Origin of the sequence: Halomonas sp. LBP4 (assembly GCF_003202205.1) — a bacterium.
Classification (GTDB): Bacteria; Pseudomonadota; Gammaproteobacteria; order Pseudomonadales; family Halomonadaceae; genus Halomonas; species Halomonas flagellata.
Map to the genome: position 1 here is coordinate 285,108 of NZ_PDOG01000004.1, position 12,458 is coordinate 297,565.

14 protein-coding genes are annotated in these 12,458 nt (G+C 69.9%); 13 read left to right on the forward strand and 1 reads right to left on the reverse strand.

Features of this window, described 5'->3' with window-relative positions; translation table 11 throughout:
• Positions 1–15 precede the first annotated feature (15 nt).
• The 13 genes from fliF to fliR all read left to right on the forward strand — a co-directional run bounded on the left by fliF (position 16) and on the right by fliR (position 11,143).
• Entirely contained in the window at positions 16–1,740 is a 1,725-nt protein-coding gene (gene fliF, locus CR157_RS14715; protein WP_110284588.1) for a flagellar basal-body MS-ring/collar protein FliF, read from the forward strand.
• Positions 1,733–2,734 carry a flagellar motor switch protein FliG gene (gene fliG / locus CR157_RS14720; protein WP_110284279.1) on the forward strand — a complete coding sequence of 334 codons (1,002 nt, stop codon included), beginning with the start codon at positions 1,733–1,735 and terminating at the stop codon, positions 2,732–2,734. The genes fliF and fliG overlap by 8 nt, the downstream gene beginning before the upstream one ends.
• Positions 2,727–3,485, forward strand: a complete 759-nt coding sequence (gene fliH, locus CR157_RS14725) for a flagellar assembly protein FliH (protein ID WP_110284280.1) — start codon at positions 2,727–2,729, stop codon at positions 3,483–3,485. Before fliG ends, fliH begins: the two co-directional genes overlap by 8 nt.
• On the forward strand, positions 3,482–4,876 hold the full coding sequence (gene fliI, locus CR157_RS14730) for a flagellar protein export ATPase FliI (protein WP_110284281.1): 1,395 nt from the start codon (positions 3,482–3,484) through the stop codon (positions 4,874–4,876). Before fliH ends, fliI begins: the two co-directional genes overlap by 4 nt.
• Positions 4,873–5,334 carry a flagellar export protein FliJ gene (gene fliJ, locus CR157_RS14735; RefSeq protein WP_110284282.1) on the forward strand — a complete coding sequence of 154 codons (462 nt, stop codon included), beginning with the start codon at positions 4,873–4,875 and terminating at the stop codon, positions 5,332–5,334. Before fliI ends, fliJ begins: the two co-directional genes overlap by 4 nt.
• 18 nt (positions 5,335–5,352) lie before the next feature.
• On the forward strand, positions 5,353–6,660 hold the full coding sequence (locus CR157_RS14740) for a flagellar hook-length control protein FliK (protein WP_110284283.1): 1,308 nt from the start codon (positions 5,353–5,355) through the stop codon (positions 6,658–6,660).
• Positions 6,661–6,801: 141 nt separating this feature from the next.
• Entirely contained in the window at positions 6,802–7,275 is a 474-nt protein-coding gene (gene fliL, locus CR157_RS14745) for a flagellar basal body-associated protein FliL (protein WP_110284284.1), read from the forward strand.
• A gap of 21 nt (positions 7,276–7,296) precedes the next feature.
• Positions 7,297–8,343, forward strand: a complete 1,047-nt coding sequence (fliM, locus tag CR157_RS14750) for a flagellar motor switch protein FliM (RefSeq protein WP_110284285.1) — start codon at positions 7,297–7,299, stop codon at positions 8,341–8,343.
• Entirely contained in the window at positions 8,336–8,854 is a 519-nt protein-coding gene (fliN, locus tag CR157_RS14755) for a flagellar motor switch protein FliN (RefSeq protein WP_110284286.1), read from the forward strand. Before fliM ends, fliN begins: the two co-directional genes overlap by 8 nt.
• Before the next feature lie 5 nt (positions 8,855–8,859).
• Positions 8,860–9,294, forward strand: a complete 435-nt coding sequence (gene fliO / locus CR157_RS14760) for a flagellar biosynthetic protein FliO (protein WP_110284287.1) — start codon at positions 8,860–8,862, stop codon at positions 9,292–9,294.
• Between the two features lie 17 nt (positions 9,295–9,311).
• Positions 9,312–10,043 (forward strand): flagellar type III secretion system pore protein FliP, encoded by a 732-nt coding sequence (fliP, locus tag CR157_RS14765; RefSeq protein ID WP_306766786.1) that lies wholly within the window; start codon positions 9,312–9,314, stop codon positions 10,041–10,043.
• Between the two features lie 13 nt (positions 10,044–10,056).
• Positions 10,057–10,326 carry a flagellar biosynthesis protein FliQ gene (gene fliQ / locus CR157_RS14770; RefSeq protein WP_110284289.1) on the forward strand — a complete coding sequence of 90 codons (270 nt, stop codon included), beginning with the start codon at positions 10,057–10,059 and terminating at the stop codon, positions 10,324–10,326.
• 16 nt (positions 10,327–10,342) lie between these two features.
• The gene (gene fliR / locus CR157_RS14775; protein WP_110284290.1) at positions 10,343–11,143 is read left to right on the forward strand and encodes a flagellar biosynthetic protein FliR; all 801 of its coding nucleotides are present in this window, start codon (positions 10,343–10,345) and stop codon (positions 11,141–11,143) included.
• 95 nt (positions 11,144–11,238) lie between these two features.
• On the opposite strand, the gene flgL is transcribed toward fliR, so the two are convergent.
• The gene (gene flgL, locus CR157_RS14780) at positions 11,239–12,456 is read right to left on the reverse strand and encodes a flagellar hook-associated protein FlgL (RefSeq protein WP_110284291.1); all 1,218 of its coding nucleotides are present in this window, start codon (positions 12,454–12,456) and stop codon (positions 11,239–11,241) included.
• Positions 12,457–12,458: the final 2 nt, after the last annotated feature.

The window sequence follows — 12,458 nt, forward strand, 5'->3', positions numbered from 1 at the left end:
AGTGAGGTGGTGCACATGAGCAATGGTGCCTCGGCCACCGGCTCCCAGGACGCCTCCCGGCAGCAGGACACTCCCCGCCAGGCGGGCCTCGAGCGCCTGATGGCCCAGCTGCGCGCCAATCCGCTGATCCCGTTGATGATCGCCGGGGCCGCCTCGATCGCCATCGTGGTGGCACTGCTGATGTGGGCGCGCAGCCCCGAGTACCGGGTGCTCTACAGCAACCTCACCGAGGCCGATGGCGGCCGCATCATCGGTGAGCTGGACAACCGTGGCGTTCCCTACCGCTTCAGCCAGGGCGGCCAGGCACTGCTGGTGCCCGGCGACCAGGTCCACGGCCTGCGCCTGCAGCTGGCCGAGCAGGGCCTGCCGCGGGGCGGCAACGTCGGTTTCGAGCTGATGGATGGCCAGGCCTTCGGCATCAGCCAGTTCGCCGAACAGGTCAACTTCCAGCGCGGCCTGGAGGGTGAGCTGGCACGCTCCATGGAGTCCCTGGGGCCGGTGGAGCGCGCCCGGGTGCACCTCGCCCTGGCCAAGCAGTCGGTGTTCGTGCGCGACCGGGAACCGGCCAAGGCCTCGGTGATCCTCACCCTGCACGGCGGCCGGGTGATGAGCGAGGGCCAGGTCAATGCCATCGTCCACATGGTCTCCAGCAGCGTGCCGGAGCTGGCCGCCGATGACGTCACGGTGGTCGACCAGAACGGCCGCCTGCTGTCGATGCAGGGTGCCAAGGGCCGCGACCTGGACGGCACCCAGCTCGACTACATCAACGAGGTCGAGCGCTCCTACCAGCGGCGCATCGAGAACATCCTGGTGCCGATCCTCGGCCGCGACAACGTCCGCGCCCAGGTGGCGGCACAGATCGACTTCTCCCGTCGCGAGGAGACCTCGGAGCGCTACGGCCCCAACCAGCCCCCCAACGAGGCCGCGGTGCGCAGCCGCCAGTCGAGCCTCTCCTACAACGGCGGCGACGACCTGGCCCAGGGCATTCCCGGGGCCCTGAGCAACACCCCGCCCGGCACGGCGCCGTCGCCCATCGAGCGGCCCGAAGGCGAGGAGGGCGAAGAGGGCGACGCCGCCGGGCTCCAGGCCCTCAACAACCTGCGCCGGGACGACGTCACCAACTATGAGGTCGACCGCAGCGTGGCCCACGTGGAGCACCGCCTGGGCCAGGTGGAGCGGCTCTCGGCGGCGGTGGTGGTCAACTTCCGCGACGACCTCGACGAGAACGGCGAGCCGGTCCGCACGGCCCTCGCCCCCGAGGAGATCGCCCAGATCGAGCGCCTGGTGCGCCAGGCCATGGGCTTCTCGGCAGCCCGCGGCGACGAGGTCGAGGTGGTCAACAGCCCCTTCAGCCGCGTCGACGAGCGCGGGGAGACCCCGGAGTGGTGGCAATCACCGCAGGTCCACCAGCTGGCGCTCACCCTGGGACGCTACCTGCTGGTGGCGCTGGCCGCCCTGCTGCTCTACCTGCTGATCCTGCGCCCCTTGATCAAGCGCCACACCCAGGCACCGGTGACCCTGCCTCAGCCGGCCCCCACCCTGCGGGCCCAGGTCGGCGGTAGCGACGATGAGGACCCCGCGGCCACGGGGGACGAAGAGGACACCTACGCGCCGCCGCGCCGGCGCAAGCGCAAGTCCTCGGCCTATGAACAGAACCTCAGCGACCTGCGCGAGATGGCCCATGAAGACCCGCGCATGGTCGCCATGATCGTTCGCAGCTGGATGAACAAGCATGACTAAGGCCCAGACGAGCGGCGCACGACGCAGCGCCATCCTGCTGCTGGCCCTCGACGAGGACAGCGCGGCGGAGGTCTTCAAGTACCTCTCGGCCGGCGAGATCCAGGACATCAGCGCCGAGATGGCCCGCCTCGACCAGGTCTCCCACGAGGAGATGCAACAGGTGCTCACCGAGTTCCACGCCGAGACCGAGGAGTTCATCGCGCTGAACCTCAACTCCAGCGAGCACATCCGCTCGGTGCTGACCAAGGCGTTGGGCAGCGAGCGCGCCTCCAGCCTGATCGAGGATGTCCTCGAGACCTCCGGCGCCAGCTCCGGCATCGATGCCCTGAACCTGATGGAGGCCCCGCTGGTGGCCGAGCTGATCCGCGACGAGCACCCGCAGATCATCGCCACCGTGCTGATCCACCTGGAGCGCCACCAGGCCGCCGCCGTGCTCGAGCTGTTCGACGACAAGCTGCGCAACGACGTGGTGCTGCGCATCGCCACCTTCAGCGGGGTGCAGCCGGCGGCCCTGCAGGAGCTCACCGAGGTGCTCTCGGGGATGCTCGACGGCCAGAACCTCAAGCGCAGCAAGATGGGCGGCGTGAGGACCGCGGCCGAGATCCTCAACCTGATGAACTCCAGCCAGGAGGAGGCCGTCATCGAGACGGTTCGCGCCCACAACGAGGACCTGGCACAGAGGGTCATCGACGAGATGTTCCTGTTCGAGAACCTGCTCGACCTGGACGATCGCAGCATCCAGCTGGTGCTCAAGGAGATCGACACCAACTCCCTGGTGGTCGCCCTCAAGGGCGCCCCCGAGGCGCTCATGGACAAGTTCCTGCGCAACATGTCCCAACGCGCCGCCGACCTGGTGCGCGAGGACATGGAGGCCCGCGGGCCGATCCGCGTCTCCCAGGTGGAGGCCGAGCAGAAGGCGATCCTGCAGGTCGTGCGGCGCCTCGCCGACACCGGCGAGATCGTGCTGCGCGGCGGGGACGACACCTATGTCTGATCTGCACCGCGGCGATACCGCCCGCCAGCCGCTCCGCGACGACGAAGTCGCCTGGCGCCGCTGGGAGATGGACGAGCTGGTCGGTCGGCGCGAGGAAGCCGCCAGGGACGATGGCCCCTCGCCGAGCGAGACCGCCCGGCGCAAGGCGGCCTTCCAGCGACAGGCCGAACTGCGCGCCCTGCGCGAGCAGGTGAGCCGGGAGGCCCGCGAGCAGGGCCACCGCGAGGGATTCACGGCCGGCCATGCCGAAGGGCTCGCCCAGGGGCTGGCCGAGGGCCGCGAACAGGCCCGCGCCGAGTTCGAGCGCGAGGTACGCGAGACCCTGGCTCCGCTGCTGTCGCTGGCCGAGCAGTTCGGCGAGGCCCTGGCCCGGCTCGACGAGGCGGTGGCCGGCGAGCTGGTCGAGCTGGCACTCGCCACCGGACGCCAGCTCGCCGGCGAGGCCCTCAAGGCGCGCCCGCGCCAGGTCCTGGAGACCGTCCGCGCCCTGCTGCACTCCGAGCCGGCCATGACCGGCAAGCCACGCCTGTGGCTGCACCCGCTGGACCACCGGCTGGTCGAGGAGCATCTCGGCCACGAGCTGGAGGCGGCCGGCTGGACGCTGCAGCCCGACGACCAGCTCCGCCGCGGCGGCTGCCGCGTCACCAGCGCCAGCGGCGAGCTCGACGCCACCTGGGAGAGCCGCTGGCAGGCGGTGAAGGGCCAGGTGCGCCGGCGGCGCCCCGCCGACGGCAACGGGAGCGCCACGTGAGCGCCGCGACCCCGGCCAACCCGCACCATCGGCGCTGGCAGGCGTCGCTGCACAAGGTGCGCGCGCGCATCGAGACGGTCCCGCCCTTCCGCGCCAGCGGCCGGGTGGTGCGCGCCACCGGCATGGTGATCGAAGCCATCGGCCTGCAGGCCCCACTGGGCAGCGCCTGCCGCATCGAACTCCCGACGCCCTACCGCCACGAGGCGACGCGCCATGCCGAGGCCCAGGTAGTGGGTTTCGCCGGCGAGCGCCTGTTCCTGATGCCGCTGGCCGAGATCACCGGCCTGCTGCCCGGCGCCCGGGTCTTCCCGCTGGGCGGAGGCAACGGCCACGGCACCCGCCGCTTCCCGCTCGGCGACGCCCTGCTGGGCCGCGTGGTCGACGGCAACGGCGAGCCGCTCGACGGCCAGCCCCCCCTCGACGAGGTGCCCCACGCCCCCCTGCAGACCCCGCCGCTCAACCCCCTCTCCCGCGCCCCCATCGAGCGCCAGATCGACGTCGGCATCCGTGCCATCAACGCCCTGCTCGCCGTCGGTCGCGGCCAGCGCATGGGGCTGTTCGCCGGCTCCGGCGTCGGCAAGTCGGTGCTGCTCGGCATGATGGCCCGCTTCACCCGGGCCGACGTCATCGTGGTGGGGCTGATCGGCGAGCGTGGCCGCGAGGTACAGGACTTCATCGACAACATCCTGGGGCCGGAGGGCCGCCGACGCGCCGTGGTGGTCGCCGCCCCCGCCGACACCTCGCCGCTACAGCGGCTGCAGGGCGCGGCCTATGCCACGCGGCTGGCGGAAGGCTTCCGCGACGAGGGCCGAGACGTGCTGCTGATCATGGATTCGCTGACCCGCTACGCCATGGCCCAGCGCGAGATCGCCCTGGCCATCGGCGAGCCACCGGCCACCAAGGGCTATCCGCCCTCGGTGTTCGCCAAGCTGCCGAGCCTGGTGGAGCGGGCCGGCAACGCCGAGCGCGGCGGCGGCTCGATCACCGCCTTCTACACCGTGCTGACCGAAGGCGACGACCAGCAGGACCCCATCGCCGATTCCGCCCGCGCGATCCTCGACGGCCATATCGTGCTGTCGCGGGAGCTGGCGGAGGCCGGACACTACCCGGCCATCGACATCGAGGCCTCGATCAGCCGCGCCATGACCGCCATCGTCGACGACGGTCAGTTGCAGCTCGCCCAGCGCTTCAAGCGGCTGTTCTCCCGCTACCAGCGCAACCGCGACCTGATCAGCGTCGGCGCCTACAGCCCCGGGCACGACCCGCAGCTCGACGAGGCCGTCCAGTACTACCCGGAGCTGGAGGCCTTCCTGCAACAGCGCATCGACGACTGCGCCTCCCTGGAGGCTTCGCACCGGGGGCTCGCCAGCGCACTCGGAGGGACACGATGAGCACCGCATCCACACCGCTCGAGACCCTGGTCGACCTGGCCCGGGAGGCCCGCGACCAGGCCGGCCAGGCGCTCGCCGGCGAACGCGCAAGCGAACGGCAGGTGGCGGGCCAGCTGGAATCGCTGGGCCGCTATCGGCTGGAGTACGCCCAACGCCTGCAGCAGGCCATGCGCGAGGGCATCGACCCGGCCATCATGCGCAACTACCAGCGCTTCCTCGACTCCCTCGACGATGCCCTGGCCCGCGCCCGCCAGGCGCTGGCCGCCCAGCAGCAGCGCGTCGGCCAGCGCCAGGCCCAGTGGCAGCAGGAGCAGCGCAAGCTCTCCTCCTACGACACCCTGGTCTCCCGCCGGGCGATGCAGCAGAACCTGAAGGAGCAGCGCCGGGAGCTGCGCGCCAGCGACGACCTGGTCAACGGTCGCCTGATCCGCGAACGCCACGCCTCGAGCGCCCCCTGATTCCGCCGGAGAACCGACATGGACATTCCGCTGTTACTCGCATCTGCCCCGGGCCAGGGCCCGACCCCCGCCGGTCCGTCGAACCCCGGCGCCAAGGGCGACTTCGCCCTGGCGCTGACCCGTGCCGGCAAGCCGGGCGCCGACGCCCAGGCACTCACCGCGCGCGGCCAGCCGGCCACCGAGGCCGGACGGTACCTGGGCGTGGCGGCTGGCGGCGAATTCGACCTCGCCCCGGGCAGCCGGGAGGTGATGATGCAGGCCCTTGGCGAGGGCACGCCGGCGGAAGGTGGCGATGCCCGGCTGGCCGAGATCGCCGAGCGCCTGGCGCTGATCGAAGGTGCCGGCCGCGACGACGCAACGCTGCCGGCCGATGACCTGGCCGAGCGGGCGCTCGACACCGAGGCACTCGCCCTCCGGATAGCCGCCATAGAAGCCGCCGAGGTCCCGCCGGAGGCGGCGCCCGGCCACCCGCCCGAAACGGTTCTGGCCGACACCGGCGCCTGGCCGACCCTGGCCGGCCAGGCCCTGCAGAACGCGCCGAGCGACGCCCCCCGGGCCGAAGCGCGGCCGGCGATGCGCACCGAGCGCCACGACTCCATGGCCGGCGAGCCGCCGCGTCCCGAACGTCAGGCCGCTCCGCAGGCCCTGGAGACGATCCGTGCGGCCAGCGAGCGCGGCGCAGCCCCGCGTCCCGAGCCGTTACCCTCCGCGCAGTCCACCGCACAGGCCACCGCACAGGCCGCCCGGGGTGACACCCTGCCGACGGCCGCCGAGTCTCGCAGCGCCGAGCCAAGAGGCGAGAGCTTCGCCGCCCTGCTGGGTGGCCAGCCGTCCGTGGCCGCCGCTGCCGGCACGCCCGGTGCCGCCCCCATCGCCCTGCCGGCACCGCTCGCCAGCCCTGCCTGGCCCCAACAGTTCACGCAGCAGGTCGGCCAGCAACTGGTGATGCTCGGCCAACGCGGCGGCGAGCAGCGCATCGAGCTGCACCTCAACCCGGCGGAACTGGGCCCCCTGACGGTCTCGCTGAAGGTGAGCGAGCAGGCCGCCCAGGCCCAGTTCCTGTCGGCCCACGCGCCGGTGAGGAGCGCCGTGGAGCAGGCGATTCCCCAGCTGCGCGAGGCGCTGGCCGAGCAGGGCATCAGCCTCGGCGAGGCGTCGGTGGGCGAACAGTCGCGTGACGGGGCCGCGCGCGACTTCGCCGGTCGCGGCATGGCCGGCGGCGGATTGGCAGTCGAGCCGGGCGACGAGAGCGAGGGCCCCGGCGCCTCAGCCCCGCCGGTGGCGGCCGATATCGCTCTCGCCGGCCGGGTGGATCTCTACGCCTGACGATATCCCGAACGGCGCCACCCGGCACCACGCAAAAAGCCAAGATAGGCCCTTTCCCGAGGCCTGTTCGTTTCATGGTGCCACGGCCTGCGTCCGCATACTGGGCAGGCTGGCACCACAACCCTCTGGATAGGTAAGGCAATGGCGACATCGAAGGGTGGCTCCAGAAAGCTGCTGTGGCTCATGGTGATCCTGGTGATCCTCTCCTCCTCCGTGGCGGCGGCGGTGATCTACCTGGTGCTCGACCAGCGCGATGGCGCCGTCCTGGCATCGACCGAGGCCGTGCCGGAACGGCGGGCGCCGATCTTCGTCAAGATCGACCCCTTCACGGTCAACCTGGCCGACGACGCCTACGGCTCGCGCCTGCTCTATGCCGGGCTGTCGCTGAAGGTGGGCGACGAGGAGACCCGGGAGATCCTCGAGGAGCACATGCCCCAGGTACGCAGCCGCCTGCTGATGATGTTCGCCGGCAAGCAGGCCGGCGACCTGACCGACCCCGGCAGCAAGCAGCGCCTCGGCGACCAGGTGATGGCGGTGCTGGACCCGCCGATGACCGACCATCAGCCCGAATTGGTGATCGAAGACGTGCTCTTTACCGAGTTCATCGTGCAATAACCCTCGGGGAACCGATCCTTCATGTCCCAAGACGATCTGCTGTCGCAGGAAGAGATCGACGCCCTGCTCAAGGGCGTCAGCGGCGAGGAGGAGTCCACCACCGGCGCCGGCGGCGACGACTCGCGTATCCGCCCCTATGACCCGGCCACCCAGCACCGGGTCATCCGCGAGCGCCTGCACGCCCTGGACATCATCAACGAGCGCTTCGCCCGTCACTTCCGCATGGGGCTGTTCAACCTGCTGCGGCGCAGCGCCGACATCACCGTGGATGCGGTGCGCTACCAGAGTTACAGCGACTTCTCGCGCAACGTGCCGGTACCGACCAACATCAACATCATCGCCATGAAGCCGCTACGCGGCTCGGCCTTGATCGTGTTTCCGCCGAGCCTGGTGTTCATGGTGGTGGACAACCTCTTCGGCGGCGACGGTCGCTTCCTGACCAAGTCGGAAGGCCGCGAGTTCACCAACACCGAGCAGCGCATCATCATGCGCCTGCTCAACCTGGCCATCGACGCCTACAGCGAGTCGTGGAAGTCGGTCTACCCGCTGGAGATCGGCTACCTGCGCTCGGAGATGCAGTCGAAGTTCGCCAACATCACCAACTCGCCCAACGAGATCGTGGTGACCACCTCCTTCAACCTGGAAGTCGGCAACCTCGCCAGCAATTTCCAGATCTGCATGCCCTACTCGATGATCGAGCCGCTGCGCGACCTGCTGGCCAACCCGCTCAACGACGGCCATCACGATCCGGACGGCAGCTGGGCGAAGCGCATGGCCGGCGAGATCCGCCACTCGGAGGTGGAGCTGGTCGCCGACTTCACCACCATTCCCACCCGTATCGCCCACGTCATGGCGCTCAAGGTGGGCGACATCCTGCCCCTGGAGCTGCCGGAAGCCATCATCGCCCGGGTCGACGGGGTGCCGGTGATGGAGTGCGACTACGGCAGCCAGCACGAGCAACGGGCCCTGCGGGTGATCCGCATGATCGACCACGCCCCGACCGCTGCGTCGTCCGACGCCTTCGTCAAGGGGTCGGCGCCGCCATCCAAGGAACCCAAGAATGACTGATCCCAAGAAGCCCGATCAGAGCATCGACGACGCCTGGGCCGATGCCATGTTCGAACAAGAAAACGCCGAACAGCACGAAGCCGAACGACAGGGCGACGACGAGGACCCCTGGGCCGCGGCCATGGCCGAACAGGCCGCCTCGGCGTCGGGCGACGACGGCCCGGACGAGGAGCCCGAACCCGCCAGGGCCAAGGCCGCCGGCGAGAGCGTCTTCCGTCCCCTCGAGCAGGGCGGCGGCAGCGCCGCGGCGCGCGACCTGGAGATGATCATGGACATTCCGGTCAAGCTCGCCGTCGAGCTCGGCCGCACCCGGATCACCATCAAGCAGCTGCTCGAGCTGGCCCAGGGCTCGGTGATCGAGCTCGACGGCCTGGCCGGCGAGCCCATGGACATCCTGATCAACGGCTACCTGATCGCCCAGGGCGAGGTGGTGGTCGTCGACGACAAGTACGGCATCCGCATCACCGAGATCATCACCCCCTCCGAGCGCGTGCAGAAACTGAACCGTTGACCGCCATGAACGATACCCCCCGCGACGCCGGCACCGGCGGCCTCGACGCCCTGGCCGCCGGCGACGCCCTGATCGGCCTGGCCACCCTGGGCAAGACCGCCGCCGCCCTGGCGCTGATCGTGGTGATCATTGTCGTCGCCAGCGCCGTGCTGAAGCGCGTCGGGGTGAACCGCCAGGCGCACGGCGGCCGCCTGAGGGTGGTCGGCGGCACCAGCGTGGGCAATCGCGAGCGGGTGGTGATCGTCCAGGTGGAAGAGACCTGGCTGGTGCTCGGCGTGGGCGGCGGCCAGGTCAGCAAGCTCCACGAGCTCCCCGCCCCGGCGCCGATCGGCGAGACGACGACCGGCGGCGGGCCGGCCTTCGCCGAGGGCGACAGCTTCGCCAGGCGCTTCGCCAAGGCGCTGAAACACAACAGCGGCCTGGGGCGAGACAGATCGTGAGCCGCCGCCTTCTTCGCCTGACGGCGGGACTCGCGGTCCTGCTGCTGTCGCTACCCGACGCGGCCCTGGCCCAGCAGCTCCCCGGCATCGTCAGCCAGCCGCTGGCGGACGGCGGCCAGCAGTGGTCGCTCTCGCTGCAGACCCTGCTGCTGCTCAGCGCCATGGCCTTCCTGCCGGCCCTGCTGCTGATGATGACCGGCTTCACCCGCATCATCATCGTGCTGAGCCTGCTGCGCACCGCCATGGGCACCCAGGCCACGCCGCCCAACCAGGTGCTGCTGGGGCTGGCACTGTTCCTCACCTTCTTCGTCATGGCGCCGGTGTTCAACCTGGTCTACGAGACCGCCTGGCTGCCGCTCACCGCCGAGCAGATCGACTTCGAGCAGTTCCTGCAGCTGGCCCAGGAGCCCTTCCGCGAGTTCATGCTGGGCCAGGTCCGCGAGCCCGACCTGGCGCTGTTCGCCCGCCTCGCCGACGTCGGCCCGATGCAGGGGCCCGAGGACGTGCCGCTGCGCATCCTGGTGCCGGCCTTCGTCACCAGCGAGCTGAAGACCGCCTTCCAGATCGGCTTCACCATCTTCATCCCCTTCCTGATCATCGACCTGGTGGTGGCCAGCACCCTGATGTCGCTGGGCATGATGATGGTGCCCCCGGTCACCATCTCGCTGCCCTTCAAGCTGATGCTGTTTGTGCTGGTCGACGGCTGGCAGCTGATCGTGGGCTCGATGGCGGAGAGTTTCTTCCTATGACCGGGAGCGACGCATGACCCCCGAAACGGTGATGGGCCTGGCCTACCAGGGCATGAAGGTGACCCTCTTCCTCGGCGGCCCGCTGCTGCTCACCGCCCTGGTGACCGGCCTCATCGTCAGCCTGTTCCAGGCCGCCACCCAGATCAACGAGATGACCCTGTCGTTCATCCCCAAGATCCTCGGGGTATTCGTCGTGCTGGTGCTCACCGGCCCCTGGCTGCTCAAGCTGATCACCGACTTCACCCGCGAGCTGTTCATGAACATCCCGCTGATGGTGTCGTGATGCCGAGGGGCCGCTGATGGTGGACGTCACCTTCGCCCAACTGCAGGGCTGGCTGGTGGCCTTCCTGTGGCCCTTCGCCCGGCTCACCGCCTTCCTGGCGGCCGCGCCGCTGTGGGGGCACTCCAGCGTCCCCAACCAGGCCAAGGTGGGCCTGGCCGCCCTGGTGGCCGTGGTGATCGCCCCCACCCTGCCGACGCCGCCCACCGCCGCGGTGCTCTCCTGGGCGGGAGTCGGCATCATGGTCGAGCAGGTGCTGATCGGCATCGCCATGGGGCTGGTGATGCGCGTCACCTTCGCCGTGGTGCAGGCCACCGGCGAGTTCATCGGCCTGCAGATGGGCCTGGCCTTCGCCACCTTCTTCGACCCCGGCAGCGGCACCAACATGGTGGTGCTGTCGCGCTTCCTCTACATGATCACGCTGCTGATGTTCCTGGCCTTCGACGGCCACCTGATCGTGCTGGAGATCCTGGCGACCAGCTTCGTGACCCTGCCGATCGGCCTGGGCGGCTTCAATCCCGGCGCCTTCGAGATGCTGGCCCGCTACGGCAGCACCATCTTCGTCTCCGGGATGCTGCTGGCCCTGCCGCTGGTGGGCGCGCTGCTGATCATCAACCTGGCGCTGGGCATCCTCAACCGCTCGGCGCCCCAGTTGACGGTGTTCAATATCGGCTTTCCCACCTCACTGACCGTGGGCCTGGCGCTGATGATGGTGCTGATGATCGACATCGGTCGTTTCCTGCAGGGGCTGTTCGCCCAGGGCATCGACTTCCTGCGCCAGCTGCTCGACGCCCTGGCACCGCTCTCGGGCGTCGGCTGAGCGCAAAAAAAAACCGCCCGGGACGCGAACCAGGGCGGGACAAGCGGTCATGGCGGGAGGTAGCGATACCACGACCGGGAGAGAGCAATGCGCGGTCAGCGCAGAAAGTCGAAGAGCGACAGCCCCTTGATATCGACGAAGGCCTTCTGGGCCGCCTGCAGCCCCACCTGGCGCAGGCTGTACTCGGAGATCGCCTCGGCGTAGTCCAGGTCGACCAGGTCCGACAGCGTCTGCTCGAAGTTCATCATGCGGTTGCCGCCCACGGCATCCACCACGTCGAGTTCGTTGAGCCGTGCCCCCACCGAGGCGCGTACGGTAAGCACGTTGTCGAGGCCGTTGTCGAGCTCGCGCATCACGGTGTTGAGGGTGTTGCGCAGCTCGGCCTTCTCGGCCGGGGTGGCGGCGGGGTTCTCCAGCACCGCCAGGGCCTTCTCGAAGGACTCGAACAGGTCGGTGTTCATCGCCTCGGCCTGGCCGACGCGAAACTCGTCGCCGACCGCCGGATCGCCTTCCAGGGTAATGCTCAGCCCGCCGAAGGCGATCGGCTGGCCGTCGACATGGGCACCGCCGGCCACCACGCTGCCATCGGAGGCCGTCACCTCGAAGATCGGGTTGCCGCCGCCGTCCTCGTCGAAGACCAGGGTATAGGTGTCGCCGAAGCCGGGATCCGCGGGATCGGTGACCTGGGGCCCCCCCTTGAAGGTGACATTGCCCGCGTTGTCGCCGGCCTCGGCGATATACCTCGCTCCGATGGCCACGCCCTGGAAGATCCTCGCTCCGTTGTCGGCCACCGGCATCAGCCGCGAGGCGTCGATGCGCTGGGCGCGGGTGTTCTGGTCGCCGATGTATTCGACGTTGCCGTCGCCATTGCGGATGAAGGGCGGGCTGTCGTCCTTGTAACCCCCGAACAGGTAGCGGCCGTTGCCGTCGGTGGCATTGGCCTGGCCGATCAGGGTCTCGTAGATGCCGCGCAGCTCCGAGGCCACCGACTGGCGATCGGCGTCGCTCAGGGTGTCGCTGGCGGCCTGGACCAGCAGCGTCTTGCCGCCGGCGATGGCATCGCTGACGCTGTTGAGCACGCTCTCGGACTGGGAGAGGGCATTGCGCGCGCTGACCCGGGCGTCGGCGTACTGCTGGGTGACGGTCTGGGCCTGGGAGACCCCCACCGCCCGGGAAGCGGCCTGGGGGTCGTCGGAGGGATTGACCACCCGGCGGCCGCTGGCGATCTGCTGGCCCACCTTGAGGAAGTCGCCCTGCTGGCGGTTCATGGAGGTCACGCTCTGGTCGAACATGGTGACGGTGCTGATACGCATCG